23 protein-coding genes and 1 pseudogene are annotated in these 23,740 nt (G+C 41.4%); 10 read left to right on the plus strand and 14 right to left on the minus strand.

Going from position 1 to position 23,740, the window contains the following annotated elements:
- The first annotated feature begins 55 nt into the window (after window positions 1–55).
- From K358_RS0113475 to K358_RS0113485, 3 genes are all read left to right on the plus strand, one after another.
- Window positions 56–622, plus strand: a complete 567-nt coding sequence (locus tag K358_RS0113475) for a hypothetical protein (RefSeq protein WP_027697312.1) — start codon at window positions 56–58, stop codon at window positions 620–622.
- A gap of 183 nt (window positions 623–805) precedes the next feature.
- Window positions 806–2,419, plus strand: a complete 1,614-nt coding sequence (locus K358_RS0113480) for a peptide ABC transporter substrate-binding protein (RefSeq protein WP_027697313.1) — start codon at window positions 806–808, stop codon at window positions 2,417–2,419.
- Window positions 2,420–2,586: 167 nt separating this feature from the next.
- The gene (locus K358_RS0113485) at window positions 2,587–3,252 is read left to right on the plus strand and encodes a hypothetical protein (protein WP_051241316.1); all 666 of its coding nucleotides are present in this window, start codon (window positions 2,587–2,589) and stop codon (window positions 3,250–3,252) included.
- 348 nt (window positions 3,253–3,600) lie between these two features.
- Here the strand turns inward: K358_RS0113485 and K358_RS18550 are convergent, their stop codons facing one another.
- The 8 genes from K358_RS18550 to nrfA all read right to left on the minus strand — a co-directional run bounded on the left by K358_RS18550 (window position 3,601) and on the right by nrfA (window position 11,125).
- Window positions 3,601–4,572, minus strand: a complete 972-nt coding sequence (locus K358_RS18550; protein WP_051241317.1) for a LacI family DNA-binding transcriptional regulator — start codon at window positions 4,570–4,572, stop codon at window positions 3,601–3,603.
- Window positions 4,573–5,295, minus strand: coding sequence for a copper homeostasis protein CutC (locus K358_RS0113495; protein WP_027697315.1), 723 nt, complete (start codon window positions 5,293–5,295; stop codon window positions 4,573–4,575).
- 75 nt (window positions 5,296–5,370) lie between these two features.
- Window positions 5,371–6,165, minus strand: a complete 795-nt coding sequence (locus K358_RS0113500; RefSeq protein ID WP_211232240.1) for a transporter substrate-binding domain-containing protein — start codon at window positions 6,163–6,165, stop codon at window positions 5,371–5,373.
- The gene (locus K358_RS0113505; protein ID WP_027697317.1) at window positions 6,155–7,111 is read right to left on the minus strand and encodes a glycosylasparaginase; all 957 of its coding nucleotides are present in this window, start codon (window positions 7,109–7,111) and stop codon (window positions 6,155–6,157) included. The genes K358_RS0113500 and K358_RS0113505 overlap by 11 nt, the downstream gene beginning before the upstream one ends.
- Entirely contained in the window at window positions 7,111–7,845 is a 735-nt protein-coding gene (locus K358_RS0113510) for an amino acid ABC transporter ATP-binding protein (protein WP_027697318.1), read from the minus strand. Before K358_RS0113510 ends, K358_RS0113505 begins: the two co-directional genes overlap by 1 nt.
- 10 nt (window positions 7,846–7,855) lie before the next feature.
- Window positions 7,856–8,527 (minus strand): amino acid ABC transporter permease, encoded by a 672-nt coding sequence (locus K358_RS0113515; protein ID WP_027697319.1) that lies wholly within the window; start codon window positions 8,525–8,527, stop codon window positions 7,856–7,858.
- A 2-nt stretch (window positions 8,528–8,529) separates the two neighbouring features.
- Window positions 8,530–9,195 (minus strand): amino acid ABC transporter permease, encoded by a 666-nt coding sequence (locus K358_RS0113520; protein WP_038150175.1) that lies wholly within the window; start codon window positions 9,193–9,195, stop codon window positions 8,530–8,532.
- Window positions 9,196–9,661: 466 nt separating this feature from the next.
- Entirely contained in the window at window positions 9,662–11,125 is a 1,464-nt protein-coding gene (gene nrfA, locus K358_RS0113525; protein ID WP_038150223.1) for an ammonia-forming nitrite reductase cytochrome c552 subunit, read from the minus strand.
- A gap of 372 nt (window positions 11,126–11,497) precedes the next feature.
- On the opposite strand from nrfA, the gene nrfB reads away from it, so the two are divergent.
- The 7 genes from nrfB (at window position 11,498) to K358_RS0113560 (ending at window position 17,672) form a co-directional block, all read left to right on the plus strand.
- Window positions 11,498–12,100, plus strand: coding sequence for a cytochrome c nitrite reductase pentaheme subunit (nrfB, locus tag K358_RS0113530; RefSeq protein WP_027697322.1), 603 nt, complete (start codon window positions 11,498–11,500; stop codon window positions 12,098–12,100).
- Window positions 12,100–12,789 (plus strand): cytochrome c nitrite reductase Fe-S protein, encoded by a 690-nt coding sequence (nrfC, locus tag K358_RS0113535; RefSeq protein ID WP_027697323.1) that lies wholly within the window; start codon window positions 12,100–12,102, stop codon window positions 12,787–12,789. The genes nrfB and nrfC overlap by 1 nt, the downstream gene beginning before the upstream one ends.
- Window positions 12,786–13,754 carry a cytochrome c nitrite reductase subunit NrfD gene (gene nrfD, locus K358_RS0113540; protein WP_027697324.1) on the plus strand — a complete coding sequence of 323 codons (969 nt, stop codon included), beginning with the start codon at window positions 12,786–12,788 and terminating at the stop codon, window positions 13,752–13,754. Before nrfC ends, nrfD begins: the two co-directional genes overlap by 4 nt.
- Window positions 13,755–13,867: 113 nt before the next feature.
- Entirely contained in the window at window positions 13,868–15,835 is a 1,968-nt protein-coding gene (locus K358_RS18555; protein WP_051241318.1) for a heme lyase CcmF/NrfE family subunit, read from the plus strand.
- A 46-nt stretch (window positions 15,836–15,881) separates the two neighbouring features.
- Entirely contained in the window at window positions 15,882–16,253 is a 372-nt protein-coding gene (locus tag K358_RS0113550; RefSeq protein ID WP_051241325.1) for a cytochrome c-type biogenesis protein, read from the plus strand.
- Between the two features lie 398 nt (window positions 16,254–16,651).
- Window positions 16,652–16,948, plus strand: coding sequence for an integration host factor subunit alpha (ihfA, locus tag K358_RS0113555; protein WP_027697326.1), 297 nt, complete (start codon window positions 16,652–16,654; stop codon window positions 16,946–16,948).
- 79 nt (window positions 16,949–17,027) lie between these two features.
- Complete coding sequence (locus tag K358_RS0113560) at window positions 17,028–17,672, plus strand: thiopurine S-methyltransferase (RefSeq protein WP_027697327.1); 645 nt, start codon at window positions 17,028–17,030, stop codon at window positions 17,670–17,672.
- Between the two features lie 63 nt (window positions 17,673–17,735).
- Here the strand turns inward: K358_RS0113560 and purT are convergent, their stop codons facing one another.
- The 6 genes and pseudogenes from purT to K358_RS19300 all read right to left on the minus strand — a co-directional run.
- Entirely contained in the window at window positions 17,736–18,911 is a 1,176-nt protein-coding gene (gene purT, locus K358_RS0113565) for a formate-dependent phosphoribosylglycinamide formyltransferase (protein WP_027697328.1), read from the minus strand.
- A 215-nt stretch (window positions 18,912–19,126) separates the two neighbouring features.
- On the minus strand, window positions 19,127–20,017 hold the full coding sequence (gene cdd / locus K358_RS0113570) for a cytidine deaminase (RefSeq protein WP_027697329.1): 891 nt from the start codon (window positions 20,015–20,017) through the stop codon (window positions 19,127–19,129).
- Between the two features lie 278 nt (window positions 20,018–20,295).
- Entirely contained in the window at window positions 20,296–20,982 is a 687-nt protein-coding gene (locus K358_RS0113575; RefSeq protein WP_027697330.1) for a CidB/LrgB family autolysis modulator, read from the minus strand.
- A 2-nt stretch (window positions 20,983–20,984) separates the two neighbouring features.
- A complete protein-coding gene (locus K358_RS0113580) occupies window positions 20,985–21,347 on the minus strand; it encodes a CidA/LrgA family protein (RefSeq protein ID WP_169716300.1) in 363 nt (120 codons plus the stop codon).
- Between the two features lie 108 nt (window positions 21,348–21,455).
- On the minus strand, window positions 21,456–22,880 hold the full coding sequence (gene sbcB / locus K358_RS0113585) for an exodeoxyribonuclease I (protein WP_027697332.1): 1,425 nt from the start codon (window positions 22,878–22,880) through the stop codon (window positions 21,456–21,458).
- 738 nt (window positions 22,881–23,618) lie between these two features.
- A pseudogene (locus K358_RS19300) lies at window positions 23,619–23,740 on the minus strand (IS110 family transposase); the annotation flags it as partial.

Raw genomic sequence — 23,740 nt, forward strand, 5'->3', positions numbered from 1 at the left:
TCCGCTTCTTCTATATTAGGAGGAGCGGATTTTTTTTATCAAATTTGGAGTGGGTATGCAGAAGAAAATCATTATGGGAATTGCTGGCTTATTAATGTTGCCTGGTTGCTCTTCTAAACTCGATGTCATTACAGCCGATAATGTTGATTTAGTGTCGACCAACCAAACGGTCTACACTCAAGTTAATCTTCACCCCGATGCTGCAAGAAAGAAACTGTTTACTTTAAATTACCTTCAAGATGGCTTTATTCCTCGCTGCACTAAAGTGGATATTATTGAAGCGAATAGCAAAATCATGACATTTAAAGTGGCTGAAACCGGTTTGGAATATATATATGTGTGGCATAAAGCGACGGGAGACTTCCAGTCAGGTATTACAAGAGATTTTGGGACAACCTGTCCTAAGCTATCTAACCTAAATACCGTTGATCAAAAGGGAATCAAACAAGGTCGAGTGTATGAAGGAATGACTAAACAAGGCGTTTTGAATGCGATTGGTTATCCACCAGCGCATGTGACACCCACAACAGACTTGAATACTTGGGTCTATTGGAAAAATCGCTTCAATAAAATGAATGTTCTTTTTAATAGCCAAGGGTTAGTTGAAAGTATTCAAGATTGATCGTTCTACCTCAAGTTTTACAATAAAACCGCCACTATTGGCGGTTTTTTCGTCTGTAGGCGTAGAAATGTTAGAGGAATTTCGGTAAATGTAATAATTATGAGCAAGTTAAGCTCATAAGTGCAATGGAATACAGATGTATTCAGCAGGATGCACATTCATAATATAAAGGAAATAAAACAGATGCACACATTTAAAAAATCGACGATTGCAATGGTTGTTACCGCATTGTTTTCAGTGTCAACTATGGCTGCACAAGTTCCTGATGATGTTGAACTGGCGAATACACAAGAGTTAGTGCGAGGCAATGGTGATGAGGTACCAACACTCGATCCCACCATGTCTTCTGATACATCAAGCTCGCGTGTTATCTCAGATATGTTTGAAGGATTAGTTACCGAGGACCTTCACGGTAATATTATTCCTGCATTAGCTAGCCGCTGGGATATTTCCGAAGATGGCACACAATATACTTTCCACTTACGTGATGCGAAATGGTCGAATGGAGAACCTATTACAGCCGATGATTTTGTTTTTGCTTTACAGCGTATTGTTAATCCTAAAACCGGCGCACCATATTCTTGGTACGTTTCAATGGCGAATATTGTTAATGCTGATGCCATTACAAAGGGTGATAAACCTGCCGTGAGCCTTGGTGTCAAAGCTCTAGATGATAAGACTCTACAAATTAGCTTAACAAAGCCTGTCCCTTATTTTACCAAAATGCTTGCTCATGAAAGTACCTTCGCATTACCAGAAAAGGTAATTAAAAAATATAAAGATAGTTGGACTAAGCCTGAACACATTGTAGTCAGTGGAGCTTATAAACTATCTGATTGGGTTATTAATGAGAAGGTGGTGCTAGAACGAAACAAAAATTATTGGAATGACAGCAAAACCGTGATTAATAAAGTGACTTACTTGCCAATTTCAGATGTGAATGCGGAATACAATCGCTTTAGAACGGGAGAAATTGACATTACAAATGTTGTGCCACTTGAGCTTTACCAGACGATCAAAAAAGAGCGCCCAGATGAACTACTAACCATGCCTTCACTAGGTACATATTATTATCTCTTTAACTTAAATAAACCGCCTTTTAATGATCCTAACGTTCGTAAAGCATTAGCTTACTCCATTGATCGTGATGTAGTTGTAAAACGTATTTTAGGGCAGGGGCAACTACCTGCTTATACCAATACACCACCTGCAGTCGCTGGTTTTGAAGTGCCTAAATTAGAATGGGCAGAAATGTCCCAACAAGATCGTAATCAAAAAGCGAAAGCCTTACTTAAAGAAGCTGGTTTTGATGAATCAAATCCATTGAAATTCAACTTAGAATATAACACTAGTGAATCACATAAAAAGTTAGCCATTGTGATGGCCTCAATGTGGAAGAAAAATTTAGGCGCACAAGTTGAGATTGCTAACCAAGAATGGAAGACATTCTTACAAACCTTATCCTCGAAAAACTTTTCGGTTGCCCGCTATGCATGGATTGGCGATTACAATGAAGCTTCAACCTTTTTGTCTTACTTTGATTCGTCAGGTTTGAACTATGGTGGTTGGAGTAATGCTGATTATGATGCCGCTTTAAAACAAGCCTCCTCAGTGAAAACAGACAAAGAACGAGAAGTTTTATACCAAAAGGCCGAGCAAATTTTTGCCAATGATATGCCTGCAATTCCGGTGTACTTCTATACAAGATCAGTACTAAAAAACACTCATGTCGGTGGTTATAGCAAAGATAATGCTTCTGATCGCCGCTATACCCGTGATTTATATATAACAAAATAACGCTGAAATAATGTTATTTAAAGCCAGCTTGATTATCCATCAAGGTGGCTTTTTTACATAAACTCCAGTAGATTTTTACTGGAAATAAAAACATAGGGAGCGAGATCAAGGTTACGTGGTACGAACTATTGAATAATGGGGCACTGGTATTGATATGGAATTTTGTGATGATTTATTTAGTGATTTCTATCTTGGTTATACTCATCTTTATCTGGAGAATGTATGCCAAACATACGACTAAAGTTAGTTATTGGATCCCTAGTTTTATTTCTATCTTTATTATTCTTACCAGTAGCGTGACTTATTTTTACCTTGGTCATGCTGAACAGCTTTTTTCTACTCCTACTTTTTCAGCTCAATCGAATCTTGAGTCTTCTTCCTCAAAAACGGCCAAACAGATAAACCGTGAGCAAGTTGAAAGGGCGCAACAAAAGGTAAGGGAAGATAAACAAAATGGGGAAGCTTGGTATGCACTTGGTAACGCGTATATGTATACCAATGAGTTTGAGAATGCTGCGACGTCTTTTTTATATGCAGAACGTTTAGCGGTAAAACCTCAAGCTAATATTTATGCCGCTCGGGCAACTGCGATATATTACGCCAATAATCAATGGTTTGATTCAACTATCGAAACTTTGTTAGATAAAGCACGAGCTGTTGATCCAGACAACGTGCCAACATTAATGCTGATTGCATCGGATCATTTTTTAAACGCAGAATACCAAGATGCAATTGATACCTGGCAACACGCGCTTGATACCGGTCATGCAGATGTTGATAGGGTGGCAATAATCAAAGCTATTAATCAAGCAAAGCAATTTATAGCCAATTAATGTTAATAAACCAGTTTCAATTGAATGGTTGAATATGGTTTGAATGGTTCTATGGTTTATTTATGTCCCCAAAAGGGTTTGGCGTAATCAACCCCATCCCCGCTTCCCCTTATATAGACTATTAACTGTCAAGTGACATAATCTACCAAGGGGAAGAGCTCGTCTTTGCCGCTTGTAGTTGCAATGCCAATTCAAAATTTACCGCACATTATTAGCTCGTCCTTTCTTACCTTTATATTCATGGCGGAGTACTTTGAGTACTCTACTAACCATATTTTTGATTAGCAATAGAGATTGCTAAATCGCCAATATAATATAGTGAGAAACCCTAGCAAAACTTTCATTTATTCAATGACAATTAAAAAAGTTACGAATGTACTTCTCACCAGCGAGGTTTTTCTCCGTCGAAGGCAGTGAAATCAATTCCAATACCATCTCAATCAGTTCTTCCTTCGAGTAACCAATACTTGGGAACTGGTAAGAGCCAAAATGAGAAAAGAAGGTGTTGTCGAAGCCAATGATCACTGGACGGGAGTTCTGTTGGCCAAAGCTATCTATAGCGGCCATTGCCATGGCATCAGAGGTACAAATAACCCCGCTGCTTGGTTGGACAATATCGCTTGTATTGTCGATGAGATATTGCTTGGCTTCGTTGTACTTGTAGTTGCAATAGGTGATACTTTTCAAGGCAATATCATGACGAGCTAAGTTCTCTTTGTAGAGTGCCAGTCTTCGTTCTTCGACGGCAGAGCTTTCCCGTCCTGCAAGCAGGTGTACGTCTTTTACACCGGCTTGGAAGGCGTAACTTACTGCATCTCGAATTGCCTGCTCTTCATCCAGCAATACCGACCAAGTGTTGTCCCAGTTTTGACCGTTGAGGTTAATCACTCTGGTGGTGAGAAACAGTTTTGGCATGTCTTTGGGTTCGATAAGATCCGAGAAGATAATCGCAGCGTCCACACGGTGAACGAATGCGTTATCGGTAATCGAAGCAATATCCTGTTTGGTTTTTATGCGAATGAAGATCGGTAGTTTGCCAATGGATTGTAGTCCTCGCAGTAAATGGTCAAAGAGCTCAAGGTCACTCAGATCACTAATGTGGTTGACTACAATGGCGACTAACCCAGTGGTATTACTATTCAAACTTTGTGCGAAGGGGTTCATGACGTAACCGAGCTCTTCGGCGGCTTGCAACACGCGTTGTTTTTTTACTTCAGAAATAGGTTTTTTTTCTTTTGAAAAAGCCCGAGAAGCAACCGCTTTTGATACGCATGCTCGGTCTGCTACATCCTGTAATGTAGGTAGCGTTTTAGTACTCATTCAAAATAACCTCACGATTTTCTTCACTTTATCATAGTCTGTTATCGAGACCCAATCATCGCAACTTTCCGTTCCCATGGAAATTTGTGAGTGTTGATGGAGCATATTACTAATGCGTTGACCTTTACCAGAAAGGTGCAGTTCAGTGACGCCAATATTAGCCAGCGAAAGGGCATTATTATCATTGACCCCAGCCCCCGCCATAATTGATAGACGATTCTGAGCGGTTTCGACCAGATATTTAATCATCGCTTTACCTTCTGGAGCAGTCGGCTGTAGTCCTGAAGTTAAAATTCGTTCAATAGAGTAGTGACAGAGAAGCTCTAAGCTTTCTAGCGGATTAGCGACCAAATCAAACGCGCGATGAAAAGTGACTCCAACACCTTGTGCAGCGGTTGTCCATCGACGTAGCGCGTCTTCGTTAATTGTGGCGTCGGGGTTGAGTGCGCCAATGACCACGCCATTCACACCTAATTGTTTGTAGGTGTGAATTTCGTGTTCCATGAAGTGGATTTCTTCGTCACTGAAGACAAAATCACCATCGCGAGGTCGAATCATCACGTAAATAGGAATAGAGGATACCGCGACTGCTTGCGTTATTAACCCTAATGAAGGTGTTAAGCCTCCTAGAGCCAGAGCGCTACACAACTCTATTCGATCTGCTCCTGCCGCAATAGCGGTGTGTAATGATTCAATATTATCGATACAGACTTCAATTTTCATATAGCTCGCCCATTGATACTTATTGAAAAACTGAGGGAAAAAAGGCCCCGGGGGAAGGGCCTTTTAAGCACCGGTTTACCAATTGCCCGAGAGTTTAGGTGGGTTAGCATCCGATCCCCACCATTTGTGGTAAGACGCTTCATAAGCACCAGAATTGATGTACTCAGAGACAAACATATCCATCCAGCGTAGGTATTCGGCATCGCCTTTTCTAACTCCAATCGCGATAGGGTCGTTAGAGTGTAAGCTAGGTAAAGTCACAAGGTTTTGGTTATTAGTTGCTAGGTAATCAATTAGAGAGCTGTCTTCAATACCAGCATCTACACGGCCTTGACGAAGTAGCAATACACCGTCGGGTGCGAAGTTATCGGTATAAACCAACTCTGCTTTTGGCACTTCACGTTTTAAGAATGTCTCGCCTGTTGAACCACGGCCTACAACAACTCGTTTGCCAGCAAGGTCTTGTAGTGAATTAATATCTTTGTCTTTTTGATGAATAATCCGAAGGCCAGCACGTGCGTAAGGAATGGAGAAGTTCACCGATTTTGCACGCTCCAATGTAGCTGACATATTGCCAATGACGGCATCTAATTGGTCAGAAAACAACATAGAAACACGAGCATCCCCATGTACGTCAGTGAAGCGTGCTTCAACACCAAGTTTTTCTGCTAGGCGTTTCGCTAGGTCGACGTCATAACCTACAGGGTTATTTTTTTGGTCACGGAACCCGATAGGTTCACCACCCAGGGATACACCTATTTTGATGTAGCCGCGTTCTCGAATGTCTTCGAGTTTACCAGCAAACGCTGAAGCGGAGCTAATTGCGAGTGCACTTGCCAATATAGTGGTAATCAATGTCTTAATTTTCATTGTTGTTCTCCATTTCGTTTTGTATATCCATATAGCGTCTTTCCGCTATTCTTTGTTCGGGTTTACTCATTCCAGATTTATAAACCCAGTATTTGATGTCCTCTTCACATCCAAAATTGATGACTCTGTAGTTATCATCTTTGTCGATCGCATGAATAACAACTCCAGCTAAAAAGCCTGTTCTAAGTGAGTTCAGTTCTTCAATTGCCATATCCACAGCTTGATCTAAGGAGAAACCCAGACGCATCGCCATTACGATGGAGTATGAGGTATTGGCTCGAATCGTCATTTCGCCCGTATGAGTACAGGCCGCTGCGCCATATCGACTATCGGCATAGAAACCAGCCCCGACGATAGGTGAGTCGCCAAGGCGTCCTGGATATTTCCAGGCCCACCCTGAAGTGCTAGTGGCAGTATAAATACTGTTTGCATGGTCTTTGGTTAGAAATACTGTGGTATCACGGACTTTCTCAGGGTCGGTGATCATTGAGTTGAGGTGAGCAAGTGGTCGAGTCGACATATCAGGGTTGTCTTCGCCAGTTATCTCCTGAAGCTTTTTAAACCATACCTCTTTTGAATCTACGAGAAGTGGATTCGGGCACTCAAAACCCATCTCATAAGCAAAGCGTGTTGCCCCTTCACCGACAAGGATCTCGTGGTTGAGCTCTTCCATTACTTTTTTGGCAATGCGCGTGACATGAAAATGCTCTTTGACGGCACCAACAGCACCAGTTCGAAGTGTGTTGCCATCCATTACCGCGCCGTCAAACTCCATTTCACCTAATAGGTTAGGCCAGCCACCGTAACCGACGCTGCGAATTCTGGGCTCTGCTTCGACTTTTTCAATACCACAAATGATCGCATCTAGACCATTATATCCGCTATTAAGCATACTTACCGTGTCGTCAATACCCGGCCAGGCTTCTGAATTTGATAATACAATCATTATTTACTATCCATTTTCTCTAAAAATCGTCTAATTCTTTCGTCTTGTTTACCGCCTTCATCGGAAAAGAAGGCGTCTTTGTCCATGTCAGCTCTTACGACCCCTTCATCGAGGAAAACCATGCGATTAGAGATCTTTTTCGCGAAGGCAATTTCGTGAGTAACAAAGATTAATGTTGTACCTGATTTGGCAAGGTCAGCGAGTACATCAAGCACCTCTGAGGTCATTTCTGGATCAAGCGCGCTTGTTACTTCGTCTAACAGCAGACATTCAGGTTTCATCGCTAGAGCTCGACAAATACCGATACGCTGTTTCTGTCCGCCAGAGAGTTGGGCTGGGAAGCTGGTCTCTTTATCCGCTAGATCAACAAGCTGCAACAATTCCCGCGCGGTGCTTTCGGCTTGCTCTTTGCTTTGTCCTAGCACTTCAATAGGCGCGAGGGTGATGTTGTCTAAAATGCTCATATGCGGATAAAGGTTAAAGTGTTGGAACACAGTCGACACTGACGTACGGATCTTTTGTAACTCCCTTTTGTTGGAGACTGAGAGATCGCGGAAGGTGATTTCACCGTCGTTAATCGCTTCCAGCCCATTGATGCAGCGCAATAGAGTAGATTTCCCAGAGCCACTGGCACCTAAAATAGATACCACATCGCCTTGCTCAATATTTAGGCTGACTCCTTTTAATATATCGTTGCTTCCAAACGACTTTTTTACGTTGTTAATTGAAATCATGGTTATCACCTTATGTTAAAGACCAAGTTTGATATTTTCGTAAATAGAGCTCGAGCTTTCTGCCCAGTGTCGAGATGATCAACGACATGGCGAAGTAGGTTAGTCCGATAACTGGCCAAACAATAAACGGCTGCCAAGTGCGTTGATTCAAAATGGCGCCGACTTTAGTAATGTCCATAACCCCGATAACGGATACCAGGGACGTGACCTGAAGTTGGTTTACGGCAAGACCGACGAGTGGCGCAATGGCAACTAGTAGTGCTTGAGGTGTGATGAGTTTCTTCAAAATCACCATTTCAGAGATGCCAAATGAACGTGCTGATTCAATTTGACCTTTATCAACCGCAGCCATAGCTGTCACGATAATGACGGAGACAAACGCGGCGGTGTTGCCTGTCAGAGTGATGGTGGCAGCTAACTCCGCAGACATATCCATGGAAAGGAATATCGGCAGGCCGAAGTAGATCAGGAATAGCTGAACCAAAACCGGGGAGTTTTTTAAAAACTCACTGACGAAAACAGAAAGTTGGCTCAATAGTGGAAATTTATAGTGGCGAAACAACGCTAAGCTTAAACCCAGTACCCCACCAAACAGGCTAGAGATCAAGAACACCTTTAGCGAAACGCTGATACCACTAAGAAGAACAATAAGGTCATAGGGGACAAATTCAGTACTAGACATTGCTATGCTCCCGCTTCAGAAAATCGATTTAGTCGCTTGTGCGCTATAGTGATAAGAATGGATAAGATGTAAGTCAGAACACAGTAGAACAGTAATAAGAAGAAGTAGACTTCAAAAGGTCTAAACGTTTCCGCCGCTATGATTTTTGCGGTTCCTGTTAGTTCATTAAGTGTTACTGTTGATAAAATTGACGTAGTCAAAATTAGGTTCACGAAAATCGAACCAAGCGGTTTGATCGAATTGCGTAATGCGATAGGGATAATGATTTTTCTATAGATAGTTAGGCGTTTTAACCCAAAAGATTGGGCCGCTTCGATTATATCATGATCGACCTGCTGAACTGCTGCGCGTAACACGTCTGCACAGTAAGCTCCAACCGCAATAGAAAGCGCCAGCACCCCGGTGGTATAGGGATCAATGAAAATGCCTAATTCAGGTAAGCCATAAAAAATAAAAAACACCTGAACAATAAAAGGAATATTCCTAAAAATATTTATGTAGGTATAGCCCGTTTTAGACAGCACTTTCGACTGACTAATGCAGGCAAACATCACCAGTAAACCAATACAAAAACTGCCAATTATAGAAGCGACGCTAATACTAGCGGTGATCGTAAATCCTTCTACAAACGAGTCTAAGTATCGATGTATTATCGATATATCAAACACGGAACCTCCTTCTATATAATTGAAACTAGTTTCAATTTATGTGTTGATTATTTTTTATGCAATGACGATTGTTTAAAATTGAAACCGGTATCACATTGTTAATGATTTTTTATTGGAATGTTACCCGTGTGAGGTTTTTCATCCGTGAATACCTGCGTTTGTTTCGGGTTTTGTCGAAAATTGGAGTGGAGGTTAAGTGATCTGCTCCATCAGATTGGGCATTGAGTTACGCAATTTGTCATACTCTGAATAATTCATGGCTTACAAAATTAGAAAAATTTTTGACTTAGTTTCTGTCCCAAAATGAGTCACAACCTAACACTTTATTCGCACTATTAATCGTGTCTTACAATCCAATGTGTAGGGTTGAATGTGAATAACTGCTGATCTCGTCTTACCCATAAAACAAACCCTCAACCAAAGAGATTGAGGGTTTGAAATGGTGCATCGAAGTGTATGCTATGGCTTATTGAGGGTAGGTCGCCTCGCGCGCTTTAGCTTCTTTATCCCATTCAGGGATGACGGTTTTCAAGAAGTCATCTTTCTCTTGATTCATGCCTTCCATATCCATACCAAGAGCCTTTTGTGCTTTTTCTTTGGTCGAAATGTCTGGAATTTTCACTGGCTCCATAATGCCGTGTTTTGCTAATACTCGGATGAGTTTAGTTCGAGCATCGGTGGCACGGTCAACCGAAGTGCCCAAGACACGTAGGGCCACTTCTGGGGCATGCATATGTACACCATGAGAGGCAATCGCGTAGTCCCAACGCCATTGAGCATGACGAATATCCATTAGAATGTCTTTCATTTCCGCTTCTGTTGCGCCAGCTTCCCAAGCAGCTTTTGCTTCAAAGTGTGCAGCGACCAGTTGCTTCTCAGCAATCAGCTTCATCTCTTGTACTTTATCTTTACGAGATTTCACAATATCCATCATGGATTTCTTATCTTGCGTATGACATTGTGCACAAGTGTCTTCAAAACGATCAAACGGGTTGCCGACTTTATGATCGGTATAAACTTTGCCGTCTTTGTTTTTTACTTTTGGCATGTGGCAGTCAACACAAGCAACGTTGTTTTTACCATGTATACCCATTTGCCAAGTTTCATATTCTGGGTGTTGAGCTTTTAACATTGGCGCTTTAGAGACAGGGTTTATCCAATCACTAAAGCCTATTTCATCGTAATATTTTTCCATTTGATCAACAGTGACACCTTTATCCCATGGGAATTTGACGGCATTTTTTTTATCTTTTTGGAAGTAATATTCGACATGACATTGACCACAAACTTGAGATTGCTTACCAAAACGATCTTGTTGGTCAAAATCACGATCAATGGCGTGCATCGCTCTTTTAGCAAAAGGGCGAGCAACACGTAAAGCGGGCTTACCCTTTTTAAAGTCATCACTTTGTGTGTCGTGACAATCGGCACAGCCAATTGGATTGACTATCTGTGCCCCTAAACGTGCCCATTTACCTTCAAAGTAACCATCCTCACCACGCTCATCTATTACGCGAGGGACATCTGGGCTTTTACAGCTCCAGCATGCCATTGGCATTGGGCCTGATTTTGCATCTTTAGGGCCACCAGTACGCAAGGTTTCACGCACATCGGTGATGGCATAAAAGTGACCACGTGGTGCATTGTAGTCTTTGGCAAAACCGTATCCGGCCCAAAGAATAATCATATTAGGGTCGTTTGCTAACGCATCGGTTATATGTTCGCTTTTCGAGGTGTCTTTCCAGCTTTGGTATTGCTCAGGGTGGTCCGACTCGAATTTTTCATTTCGAGGGTCGAACTTCATTATTTGAGTAGCGGATTGGGTTGTTTCTGCTTGCTTGTTAGCGTAGGTGGAAATTGGGTTTACCAAAAGGCTCATACCTAACAACGATAGCAGTGCTGAACTAACCACAGGGGCTTTCCAGTTTATATTCACGATCATCACTCCATTATTGTAATTACATATCAAGTGTTGTTGTGGGCAGTTGATAACAATGAGAGTGCAGAGGAATATTAGCAAAGGCCTTGAAAAGTTTAAGGTTAAAGTGGCGCTAAATTGATTGATATCAAATAAAGGTATATTAAAAATATACGTTTTATAAGTTGTTAATTAGATCGGGTTTTTTATTCTTTAGTGGTATTACATTTTGTAATGTTGAGTGTTGTGGCTAAACAAATTTGATGACTTGAGTTGCACTAATTGCAAATGAACCGTTGAGGTTTATGGGCAAAATATAAATACAAAACCATTAACAACTTATTTTTAAAAATAAGTGTTTTGTAAGAAATAAGGTGCAAAAACATGGATAGCATAAAAAAGACCATCGCAAAGCTATCGGGCATGTTCCTGATATTGGTTGCATTGGTTTTTTCATTCAATGCGTTAGCGACTTCACAAGGAAATACTGCTGAGCCAAATCTAAAAAAAACAGACGAAGCTCACGTGTCATTTCAACGTGATAAAAACTATGCCTGTACGCAATGCCATAAAGATGAGCATGATGTTTTGTTAGGACAGCATGCTAAAGCGTTGAATGAAAAAACAGGAAGAAATATTGGCTGTATTGATTGCCACAATGATATTAGTGCCTCTCATCGTGATGGTGCTCCTAATGTTGTTAAATTCCGTCAAGGCCAAGTGGTTGCCGGAGAAAGTAAACCTGCTCACGATCTAGCCTGGGTCAAGACTCAAAATTCACAATGCATAGATTGTCATCAAGGTGAGCAATTGCGTAAAGCCAATTGGACCCATGATGTACATGCTTTAAAACTGACTTGTTCCTCGTGTCATTCCATTCATCCAGAAAAAGATCCAATGCAAGGTATTGAACGTAAACCGCGGATCAAAATGTGCGTGGATTGCCATTCAGATATGACAAGTTATAAGCAACAGGAGGATAAATAATGTCCTGTTCAAGACGTAATTTTTTATTAGGAAGTGGTGCTGTCATCTTTACCACTGGTATTGCAACAACTGCGTTAGCGAATGGTAAAAAACTCATTGCTACGGAAACGGATGGCTTAATACGTTATGGCATGGTCCATGATGAAACATTATGTATTGGTTGTACCGCTTGTACCGACGCTTGCCGAGAAGTCAACAAGGTACCCGAGGGGGTGACAAGGTTAAAAATTCAACGTAGTGAGCCTATTGGTGAATTCCCAAATGCTTCGTACACATTTGAACGTATCTCTTGCCAGCATTGCGATAATGCACCTTGTGTTCATGTCTGTCCTACTCAAGCCGCTTACCGAGATCCTAAAACGGGCATCGTGGATGTGAATGCCGACCGATGTGTCGGTTGTGGCTATTGTTTAGCGGCTTGCCCTTATCAAGTTCGTTTCTTTAATCCTGAAACTAAAGTGGCAGATAAATGCGACTTCTGCCGTAAGACCAACCTTGCACAAGGTAAAAAGCCAGCGTGTGTTGAATCTTGCCCAACCAAAGCACTCACGTTTGGGGATTTAAACGATCCCAATAGTGAGATTAATAAAGTCATTCAAACTCATACCGTTTATCGAATGAAGGTTGAGTTAGGCACTGAACCTAAAATGTACAAAGTGCCCAACAATAAAGGGGAGATTTTAGGATGAGTGAGATTATTAACCAAGCTTTTCACTTTGACTCCTTAGTTTGGGACTGGGTGATTGCGATTTACTTATTTCTTACCGGTATGTCTGCTGGTGGGGTGATGATTTCCATCTACTTGAAGAAAAAGGTGATTACTGGCGAGGCTTGCAAAAATGGCATTATTCGAGCCAATGCCATTTTTGCCCCTTTGGGGATCATTTTAGGTTTGACTATTTTAGTCTTCCATCTACAAAGACCATGGTTATTTTGGAAAATTATGCTGTATTACAACCCATCATCAGTGATGTCGATGGGGGTGTTGTTGTTCCAAATATATATGGTGGTGTTGTTTGTTTGGTTAGGGGTTATTTTCAAAAAAGAGATTGTTCAGTTCTTAACTAAATTTTCAGCTATTCAAGGTTTGGTTGAGCGAGTGTTAACCATCGCGAAAAAGTTTGAAAATCCGATTGAGTGGTTTTTGGCGATATTGGCTTTTTTGTTAGCCGCTTATACAGGCTTCTTGCTTTCCGCATTAAAAACCTACCCATTATTGAATAACCCTGTGTTACCCGTGCTATTCGTTTTTTCCAGTGTTTCATCGGGGGCTGCTGCGTGCTTGTTGTTCGGCATTGTGGGTGGAAAAGAACCGATTAATAGCCCAAGCGTACGCTGGATCCATAAAATTGAAAAACCAGTGGTGTTGTTTGAGTTGTTTGTCTTGTGTGCATTTTTTGCCGGCCTATATTTTGGTGGCGGTGCAAGGGCAGATGCGGTGATAACAGCAATTGGTGGCGGTTTTTGGTCGAGTTGGTTTTGGGTAGGAGTGATTGGCATGGGGATGTTATTGCCATTGGCCATGAACACCTTTACCTCCAATGAAGTTCAACATAAAAAAGCCTTTATTGTCTTTGTGACAACACTGAGTTTGATCGGTGTGTTGATGTTGAGAACGTTCATTTTGTATGCCGGGCAAATGACGGTGTATTAACATATATACCCAAGTCACTTGGATATATCAAAGCGACTTGGGTGTATATGACTGAAATATAAAGGAAGGTGTGTAATGCATCTTCTTTCTTCTATCAATTTTAATAGGTTTATATGATTGCTGAGTTGGGCCATTGGTCGTTAATTCTTTCTATTGTTTTGTCTTTAAGTAGTGCACTCTGCTCAGTTTTTGCTATCTATAAAGTTGAGTCCTATTGGGCTAGTTGTAGCCGCTTATTGAGCTACTTAGCATGTGGATGTGTCACGCTCAGTGTTGCTTTTTTGGCTATATGTTTTGCCACTGATGACTTTTCGGTACTTTATGTCGCTTCCCACTCGAATACCCACCTACCTTTTATTTATAAGCTCACTGCAGTTTGGGGAGGGCATGAAGGTTCTTTCTTATTCTGGCTATTTTGCTTAATCGGTTGGACCGCGTTAGTTGCAAGGATAGGAGAGACAAAAAATCAAGAGTTCCAAAACTGGACATTGATGATTTTAAGTTCAATTTCAACGGCGATAGGCGGTTATATTTTATTCGCCTCAAATCCATTTATTCGGTTACTACCTGCAGCATTTGAGGGACGAGATTTAAACCCAATGCTACAAGACATAGGGCTGATCGTGCACCCGCCATTGTTATACCTAGGCTATGTTGGATTTGCTGTGGCATTTGCTATGTCGATGGCAACCATGATCACTAAAGAGAACAACCAAAAGTGGGCTGAAGATATTCGTCCATGGGCATTATCTTCCTGGTGTTTCATGACCGCTGGCATTGTGCTTGGCGCTTGGTGGGCTTATAACGAGTTAGGTTGGGGTGGCTGGTGGTTTTGGGATCCGGTAGAAAATGCCTCTTTAATGCCTTGGTTAACGGCGACCGCATTGGTGCATTCATTAAAAGTGAGTAAGCAACCAAATATTATGTCGGGCTGGAGTTTACTGCTTGCAACATTTACCTTTTGTTTAAGCATTCTTGGTACTTTTATTGTTCGTTCTGGGGTGATTACGTCAGTCCATGCATTCGCTACCGATCCTACAAGAGGGATCATTCTATTATCGATTTTAAGTGTAGTGATGATTGGCTCTTTGTTGGTTTTTGCTTATCGTGCTGGTCGGTATATTCAACCGATGAAGTTTGAATGGTTGAGCTTGCCAATGTTATTTTTCTTGGGGAATGGGCTATTTTGTATTGCGACCTTTAGCGTATTACTGGGCACACTCTATCCTATGGTTTATCAACTATTTGGATTAGGTAATATTTCAGTCGGCGCTCCGTATTTTAATCAAATTTTTATACCGATTGTTTTGCTTCTGTGTATTTTAATGGGCTTGAGTTCGTTTATTCATCATCAGAAGTCCAACGTTGTTGTCTCTTACTTCCATTTAATTAAGCGGCCTTTAATTATCTCTATTGGTATTGCATTACTGATAGGTGGAATAGGGGTTTTTAAGGCTTATCGTCCTGAATTTCAATGGTTTGAAGGTAGCTACTCTATCGTTGCTATTGCGAGTATTTTGTCTTGTTGGGTGATTGTTTCTTCAATTATGGCTGCAATCAAAGATAACAAAAAAATGGCAATGGCGTGCGCGCATATTGGGGTTGCTTTGATTGTGATTGCTGCAAGTTATGAAGGTTACGCTTCTGTTGAAACCAGCCGAAAAGTCACAAATGGAACTCAGTTTAGCTTTCATGATCATCTCTTTGAGTACGAAAAAACAGAGCTATTGATTGGTCCCAACTATACTGCTGAGCGCGCGGTTATTCGAATGTCGGATGAACAAGGGCAGTTGGTGAACTACCTACAACCTGAGAAGCGCCATTACACCGTAAGAGGCATGGATATGACTGAGCCAGATGTCTATTGGAATCGTTGGGGAGATTGGTATATCACCTTAGGGGATAAAATTGATAACGAGCATTATGCGCTTCGTTTGCAATATAAGCCTTTAATGCGCTGGATTTGGATTGGCGGTGGGCTGATGATTTTTGGCGCGTTGATTGCTCTCGTTTTTGGTCGTACTCGTCCTAAATTATCACTGAATATCAAAGAACAAGAAGGTCGCTGGTGTGCTGAGTAGATATGGCTTTTTGCGCGTTATCTTCGTTTTTATTATATGCGGCTTTATGCCGAGTGCGTATGCACAGTTGACCGTTTCTAACGACCGTAACAGTGTAGAAGTGTTCCAGTTTAGCTCGATAGAGAATCAACAGCGAGCTTATTATCTTGCGCGCCATCTTCGATGTCCAAAATGTCAAAATCAAAATTTAATGGAATCAAACGCTTCTATTGCTGTCGATATGAAGTATCAGGTTTTTGTTATGGTGGAACAAGGTAAAACCGATACTGAAGTTATGGACTTCATGCAGCAAAGGTTTGGAGAGTTTGTATTATATAAACCTAAGCTAGAATATAAGACTTGGCTACTATGGTTTACTCCAATGGGGCTCCTACTTTTACTTGTTTGGGCTGCTGGTCGGATGACCTTGAGTCGGTAGGACAAAGACGGATTGTTCGAATGCTTAATCTAATGTTATAGACGAATTAAGGCTTTGCTTTTGTTGGTTTTATTTTTAAAATATATCTAAAGTTTGAATTTTTCTCACTTCTTAATAAAAAGTCAAATGTAGAGGGAATGACTAAAAATTATTCAATAATTTGATTTATTTAACTGAAATTTTTGATTTATTTGGTTTTATTAACTATCTGCTAGTATATGAATAGCAACTTTAAAAAGAAACTCTAAAGTATATTTTATACAAACAATCAAAAAAATTTGGCGAAAATCATAAGGTTGGATTACACTTTCGAAGTTATACTTAGCTTTAAGCTTGCTAACTACGTACTAATGCTATAAATGCTGCCGTTATGGTAGTGATAAATTGAGGGATGTTTTATGGCGCTCACTAAGGCCGATTTGGCTGAAAACCTGTTTGAAAAACTTGGTTACAGTAAACGTGATGCCAAGGATACTGTTGAAGTGTTTTTTGAAGAAATTCGCAAAGCACTAGAAAATGGTGAACAGGTTAAATTGTCTGGTTTTGGTAACTTTGATCTACGTGATAAAAGTGAAAGGCCAGGACGAAACCCTAAAACTGGTGAAGATATTCCAATTTCTGCCCGTCGTGTTGTAACATTCCGACCAGGGCAAAAACTGAAAGCTCGTGTTGAAAATATTAAGATAGAAAAATAAAAACACGCTAGTCACTGGAAGAAAGAAGGTCACCGTTAAAGGTGGCCTTTTTGTTATTAAATTTTAATAAAGGAACCCCATGCAAGATCAAGAATTTTGGCATAACAAATGGGCTGAAAATAAAATAGGTTTTCACTTAGAAGATGTGAATCCATTGCTGATTCAATATTGGGAAACACTATCTACAGAACGTCAGCACTCTGTACTCGTTCCTCTATGTGGAAAAACAGAAGATCTGGTTTGGCTTGCACAAAAACATAATGAAGTGACAGGGGTAGAGCTTAGTAATATCGCGGTACGTGCCTTTTTTGCTGAGCACTTTTATACCCCAATGGTCACGCCACTAAATGGTCAACATGAATTGTATCAGTTTGATGAGTTGTCGATTTATGCTGGAGATTTCTTCACTGCACCATTAACTCAATTTGATAACATCTATGACCGAGCGGCTTTAATTGCATTGCCTTCTGAATTGCGTGTTGCTTATGCTGAACGTATTAAATCGTTACTTGCCCCAGGCGGGAAAATTTTACTAGTGACATTAGACTACGATCAATCTGAAATGTCAGGACCGCCGTTTAGCGTACCTGCTGAAGAGGTTGAAAGCTTATTTCTAGGTTATAAGGTGACGCATTTAAATCGTGATGATGGCGATAGTGAACACCCAAGAATTAAGCAAGGGCTTTCTCGCTTTGCAGAAGAAGTTTGGTTGATTGAATCGTAAGTTGTTATCGTTGCTCGAAAATAATGGAATCAATATTATCTTCGAGCAACGAGCAACGAGCAACTAGAAACTTACTTTTACTTTTCCTGCGGCTTCAACGGCATCAGAAACCGCGCTTTCAATATTGTCACGTCGTGTCAGCGTAACCCCTAAACGACGGCGACCATCAATATCCGGTTTACCAAAGAGACGAATTTGAGTTTGCGGTGCAGCAAGTGCTTCTTGTAACCCCGTGAACCCAATATTGTGCGAACTTCCTTCGGCGAGTACTACCGCAGAAGCACTTGGGCCGTATTGAGTAATGTTGTTAATTGGCAAGCCTGTAAACGCACGAACATGCAGAGCAAATTCAGACAGTTCTTGCGAAATTAGTGTTACCATGCCGGTATCGTGTGGACGAGGGGAGACTTCACTAAAGATCACTTGATCGCCTTTCACAAATAACTCTACGCCAAATAAGCCGTAACCCCCTAACGCATTAACCACTTTTTCAGCCATGTTGTTCGCAGCCTTTAGTGCCGCCTCAGACATAGCCTGTGGCTGCCAGGATTCACGATAATCACCGTCTTCTTGTCTATGTCCAATCGGGGCACAAAAATGCACACCATCCACGGCGCGAACCGTTAATAACGTGATTTCGTAATCAAAATCGACAAAGCCTTCAACAATCACTCTACCTGCGCCAGCGCGGCCGCCTTCTTGAGCATATTGCCAAGCGTTTTGCATATCTGCTTGAGTTTTGACCACGCTCTGACCTTTACCAGATGAACTCATGATCGGCTTTATCACACATGGCAAACCCACAAACTCGACTGCTTGTTCAAACTGCTCAAAGGTGTCACAAAAACGGTAGGGTGAGGTTTTTATGCCAAGTTCTTCAGCCGCTAAACAACGAATACCTTCACGATTCATTGTCAGTTGCGTCGCTTTTGCGGTGGGGACGACATTAACGCCTTGGGCTTCGAGTTCGACTAATTTATCGGTAGCGATCGCTTCAATCTCAGGAACCACATAATCAGGCTTTTCTTTGGCAATGATGGCTTCAATCGCATCACCATCAAGCATATCGACGGTATAACTACGATGCGCCACTTGCATGGCGGGGGCGTTAGGATAGCGATCGACCGCGATCACTTCTAAGCCTAAGCGTTGGCATTCAATAGCGACTTCTTTACCGAGCTCGCCCGAGCCTAATAATACGACTTTGGTTGCATTTTCTGCCGTTGCGGTTCCAAACATGATCTATTCTCTGCAAGATGAATTTGGAGTTAGATCATACTGATTTTTCTCGGTTAGGCAATCGTTTGCTTGGTGGGTTTATCAATAAAAAGCTAAGCGTATAAAAAATGCCCAATCTCTTATTATTTACACAAGAGATTAGGCATGGATAGCTTAACTGATTAATACCAATCAAATTAATTAGATGATCAGATAATTAGTGCGATCGGTATAATTTATAGAGCGGCGTATTCAAGCGTAATGTCAGGGTTGATCGCTTCTAATGTTGATTGGGTATCGGCAAGGTGGCTAATACTCCCGCTCGCAACCTCTGCCAGACAAGCCGATTCAATATCTTTTAGTGAGAAACCAGCCAATAACAATAAGTTGATCGCGACTTGAAGAGGCGGCAAACTTGGATTAAAAGCCGCATTCTCGGCATAACTACCGTTAAAAATTTCACCAGTTTTCACTTGCAGCGAGACACCACTAATATTTTTGCTGTAAGGTGCATGGCTGCTGTTTAAGGCATCGACAGCGGCTTCCATCAGTGGTGTGCTTTCAGGGCTGCTTATATCGTGCGTGTGTTGATCCATTAAGCGGCGAGGTTCCTCTAAATCAGCAGGACCAAAAGAATCGGCTAGCAGATCACCTAATGACATCGCTGGACGTTTTGGCAGTTGGATAGTGAGATCTGAGGCGGTAGTCAGCTCATTCATAAATTGACGACAATGACCACAAGGAGAATGGTTTACCGTGATGTTCTTTATGCCTGCTTCACCTTTCATCCAAGCATGGCTAATAGCCGATTGTTCGGCATGCACCGTTTGGCCTAATTGGGTACCTGTAAACTCCAAATTACCACCAAAATAGATCGCACCCGATAACCCTTCAGCAATCGCACCAACATGAAAATTAGATATCGGGCAATAGGAATGTGAAGCCGCCAAAGGCAATAAGGCCAGCTTAAGGTCGAGATCGCTCAAGCCAGAATCTGCGAGTAAATCTTGATACTGCTCAGCACTAAGGTGACCGCTAAAATCGGAATGGTTAAAGTAACCAATCGCTTTTTCTTGGATCTGAGATGGTAGTGCGTCAAAAAGCTCGATGTTATGTTGGGTCGCCATGCAATGTTCCTTTTAAATATGTATTAACCGTTTGCTGCCGTTATCTTGGTACTAAACTATTGTGATACCTCAAATGGGTAGTCTTGGATTTAGATCACGTTTTAATGAAGTATATACATTAAGATTGCATTCAAGTGTTACATCAATCAAACATTAAGACTGGGGCGACAGTTTTTTACTTTATTAAGTGATGCATCTCTCGTTTTTGAGAGAATAAAGAAGAAACAGGAAGCACATCGGCTTCCTGTTGAGTGATTAGCGGTGTCTAACAAGGTCGTTTAGCCAATAAACCCACCCAACCAAAGACAAAATGCAAAGAAGGCAGGGGCGAGTATGGAGGTAATAATGCCGCAACTCACCAGTGCTAAAGAGCTAAACGCAGCATCTTCGGCATTTTTTTCTGCACAGGTCGCGGTTCCCAAAGCGTGGGATACCGTACCCATGGTTAATCCTTTTGCTATTGGGTGAGTAACACCTAATAAGGAATAAATTGGATAGGCAAAGACTGAGCCAAACACCCCAACAATTAGCACTAGAATAGCGGCAATAGCGGGTTCACCCCCTAAGCTTTTCCCAATTTCCATCGCAATCGGAGTGGTGACCGATTTACCCATTAAGCTTGCCACTAATGTTGGGTCGGTGTGTAAAGCTACCGCGATAAGTCCGGCGGTCAGCATTGACATAGCACTACCTACACCACAAGCTAAAAAGATGATCTTCCAGTTTTGGCGAATTTGTGGGAGCTGTTCGTATAACGGATAAGCGAGCGCAACCACGGCTGGTTGAAGTAAAAAAGTCATCCAATCATTTTGTGCGTAATACACTTCATAAGGTACATCGAGCGCTAATAAAATGGGAATAATAATTACGATGCTCAGTAATAAAGGGTTAGCTAATGGATTTTTCACCTTATTAGCAAACCAACGTACCGCAAAGAAAACCACAAAGGTAAGTAGAAGCCACATGATTATTTATCCTCACTTGCTTTATTAGTAAGGATTCTTTGTAGTCCCAGCGCGAGTAATACTAATACGACGGTTGTTGCCCCGACACTGCTTGCAAAAATGGAGAGAGCGTTATCAATCAATAGAGGGAAGTGGTCCATTAAACCGACACTGATTGGTACAAATAGAATGATCATATAGCGAATGAATAACTGCGCACCGGGTTTGACCCATTGCACTTTGACTAACCCTGAGACCAGTAGTGCGAATAAAATCAGCATGCCGAAAATGCTGCCGGGTACGGATAAATGAAAAAAGTGCTGAATGGCATTACCTGCCCACAAACTCACCATAATCAGTGCGAATGATAAAGCATAATTGAGCATTTGCTTGAACACGTTGGACTCCTAGGGCGGAACAAGAGTAAAGCGCTCAATATTAATAAGATGAAAAAGAGCGCGGTTGTAAAAAACAGTTGTAGCTGTCAAAAATAGTTAAGAAACGAGAGATTCTACATATTGATAGACAGATTTTAGAATCTCGATCTTAGCGGCATCACTTTCATGCTCATGAGCGAGATTCTCAAGATTGAGCATGTATTCTTCAATATTGCTCTCATAGTACTCACGGCAATGTGCAAGCCATTTTTGTTGCTCTGCTTCGGTCAGTGTCCATGGGAAGTGACGCGCGCGATAGCGGAACAACAAAGGCTCGATGCGAGCATCTTTTACCGATAAATCTAACCCAGCGAGCTTTTCAGGCTCGGTTTCTCGAATAATATCGATAGTCGCTTTGTCAGCCGGTGAAAAGAAGCCGCTATAGAGTTGAGTATCGACGTTATTATCTTGTTTAAATTCACGCTCAATATTGTAGATAGCAATCAGCTTTTCTCGAATTTCTGGGTGCGATTTTAAAAGCGCGAGATTATCTAAACATTGTTTGCGATCAATACCGATTCGATCGGCATTTTCAGCGGTAAGCGTTTTGGCTGGCGCGAGAACAGGGCACTTATTAAGATGCACAAGTTTAAGAGGAACAGGAAGTTCATCAGGTGCGAGATCGTCACGTTTGGTGTACATACGTTGATGTAGAGTTTCAGCATCTAGCTCGATTAGCGGCGTTGGATCCATTGCCAAGTTAACGGTGATTACCGCATTGTTATTGGTTGGATGCCAAGCCATCGGCACGATCCAACTAATATTGGAACACTGAACACCAAACATGCCAGAAACATGCACCAGCGGCGTCATGTTTACAATATCGACGAGTTCATTGAGTTTACGCTTGTGGCGCATACTTAATAGGTAGTTGAACAGTTTCGGTTGAGCTTGTTTGATTTTCTTAGCAAGTTCAATAGTGGCAATAACATCGGCCATCGCATCATGCGCATTGCTGTGCTCAATACCGTTGGCTACCGAAAGGTGTTCTAGCTTAAAGCTTGGAAAGCCTTCATCATTTTCTGGCCAGTTAATACCGTCTGGGCGCAATGCATAACAAGTGCGCATAATATCCAGTAAATCCCAACGAGAATTACCATTCTGCCAAGACCAAGCATACGGATCGTAAAAATTACGATAGAGAGTATAACGTGTCACTTCATCATCAAAGCGGATGCTGTTGTAACCAAGTGAGATGGTATTTGGGGTGGCAAGCTCTTTATGGATACGGCGGATGAATTCTGGCTCAGGTAAACCATCTTTAACGGCTTTCTGCGGTTTGATACCGGTAATTAATGCGGCTTCAGGAGAAGGTAGATAATCACTCGGTGGTTGGCAATAAATCACCAAAGGCTCACCGATGATATTGAAATCCATATCAGTCCGAACGCCAGCAAATTGACTTGGTCGGTCTTTGGCTGGACTAACACCCCATGTTTCATAATCCAAAAAGAAAAAGGTTGGGGCGTTTTCGTTACTCATGGGGACTTCCAGAAAGTTATTGTCTTTAATATCGGTATATTACCCCTAAGTACAGCGTAAAGAAATGGCTTGCCGTTTTTTAGGCCAGTTTTTATCTATGGCGTCATGATCCATTTTTAGCGATATTTTCATTCCACATGACATAGGAGCTCAAACGAGAATCTCATCTCACCGCCATCAGAATAAATGCTAATTTGAAAGCAAAAATGTAGTGGATATCTCATACAGTGTATTTATACAGTTATAATGCCATTTTTCGGTTTTTAAGAAACGCTGAGTGAAAGCGAGAACTATTCTCTAAATTGTGTTCATCCAATTTAACTATAAGTGATTATTAATTAATGATATTTTTCATTTATGGTGCATTCGTCATTATAACAATTGGCTCGCTAAACCCAGTTCTCGCTTTCTACATCGCATAAAATCGGCTAATTGCTTTAAAAAAGCGCTCATTAGAGTATCTTATGGCAATAAATGAATTGATTAGCAGTGAACGTGTTGAAAAAAGCTTCGGGTTTATTCGAGTTTCTTGCTAATACACTTATGTAGACTCCCTCATGTCAACACCCCATTATTTGATACTTGCGAACTTATGTACGAGTTCAATCTAAAATGATCGACTCAATGATAATTGCGCGTATCGGAGCCACATCTGTTAGGCGAGGTTTTAACCTCTCAGTGTATTACTGGCTTACCGAATGAGTTATGCAAAGTAATGAAGTGTTTAACCTTTTCGCCCTATAGTGCTACTGAGCAATAGTTTGTGTTGTTTTGTAGCATTGAAAATGCAGTCCTGACTGTTTTATTAGCGAGAGCCACAGCGGCACATTTTTTCCCTCGTCGTTCTATTAATTTTTTAA

Origin of the sequence: Vibrio litoralis DSM 17657 (genome assembly GCF_000426765.1) — a bacterium.
GTDB lineage: Bacteria > Pseudomonadota > Gammaproteobacteria > Enterobacterales > Vibrionaceae > Vibrio > Vibrio litoralis.

Excerpts from the sequence above, each read along its gene's own strand:
- K358_RS0113475 (WP_027697312.1), top strand. The coding sequence starts at position 56 with ATGCAGAAGAAAATCATTATGGGAATTGCTGGCTTATTAATGTTGCCT.
- K358_RS0113480 (WP_027697313.1), top strand. The coding sequence starts at position 806 with ATGCACACATTTAAAAAATCGACGATTGCAATGGTTGTTACCGCATTG.
- K358_RS0113485 (WP_051241316.1), top strand. The coding sequence starts at position 2,587 with ATGATTTATTTAGTGATTTCTATCTTGGTTATACTCATCTTTATCTGG.
- K358_RS18550 (WP_051241317.1), bottom strand. The coding sequence starts at position 4,572 with ATGAGTACTAAAACGCTACCTACATTACAGGATGTAGCAGACCGAGCA.
- K358_RS0113495 (WP_027697315.1), bottom strand. The coding sequence starts at position 5,295 with ATGAAAATTGAAGTCTGTATCGATAATATTGAATCATTACACACCGCT.
- K358_RS0113500 (WP_211232240.1), bottom strand. The coding sequence starts at position 6,165 with ATGAAAATTAAGACATTGATTACCACTATATTGGCAAGTGCACTCGCA.
- K358_RS0113505 (WP_027697317.1), bottom strand. The coding sequence starts at position 7,111 with ATGATTGTATTATCAAATTCAGAAGCCTGGCCGGGTATTGACGACACG.
- K358_RS0113510 (WP_027697318.1), bottom strand. The coding sequence starts at position 7,845 with ATGATTTCAATTAACAACGTAAAAAAGTCGTTTGGAAGCAACGATATA.
- K358_RS0113515 (WP_027697319.1), bottom strand. The coding sequence starts at position 8,527 with ATGTCTAGTACTGAATTTGTCCCCTATGACCTTATTGTTCTTCTTAGT.
- nrfB (WP_027697322.1), top strand. The coding sequence starts at position 11,498 with ATGGATAGCATAAAAAAGACCATCGCAAAGCTATCGGGCATGTTCCTG.
- nrfC (WP_027697323.1), top strand. The coding sequence starts at position 12,100 with ATGTCCTGTTCAAGACGTAATTTTTTATTAGGAAGTGGTGCTGTCATC.
- nrfD (WP_027697324.1), top strand. The coding sequence starts at position 12,786 with ATGAGTGAGATTATTAACCAAGCTTTTCACTTTGACTCCTTAGTTTGG.
- K358_RS18555 (WP_051241318.1), top strand. The coding sequence starts at position 13,868 with ATGATTGCTGAGTTGGGCCATTGGTCGTTAATTCTTTCTATTGTTTTG.
- K358_RS0113550 (WP_051241325.1), top strand. The coding sequence starts at position 15,882 with ATGCCGAGTGCGTATGCACAGTTGACCGTTTCTAACGACCGTAACAGT.
- ihfA (WP_027697326.1), top strand. The coding sequence starts at position 16,652 with ATGGCGCTCACTAAGGCCGATTTGGCTGAAAACCTGTTTGAAAAACTT.
- K358_RS0113560 (WP_027697327.1), top strand. The coding sequence starts at position 17,028 with ATGCAAGATCAAGAATTTTGGCATAACAAATGGGCTGAAAATAAAATA.
- purT (WP_027697328.1), bottom strand. The coding sequence starts at position 18,911 with ATGTTTGGAACCGCAACGGCAGAAAATGCAACCAAAGTCGTATTATTA.
- cdd (WP_027697329.1), bottom strand. The coding sequence starts at position 20,017 with ATGGCGACCCAACATAACATCGAGCTTTTTGACGCACTACCATCTCAG.
- K358_RS0113575 (WP_027697330.1), bottom strand. The coding sequence starts at position 20,982 with ATGTGGCTTCTACTTACCTTTGTGGTTTTCTTTGCGGTACGTTGGTTT.
- K358_RS0113580 (WP_169716300.1), bottom strand. The coding sequence starts at position 21,347 with ATGCTCAATTATGCTTTATCATTCGCACTGATTATGGTGAGTTTGTGG.
- sbcB (WP_027697332.1), bottom strand. The coding sequence starts at position 22,880 with ATGAGTAACGAAAACGCCCCAACCTTTTTCTTTTTGGATTATGAAACA.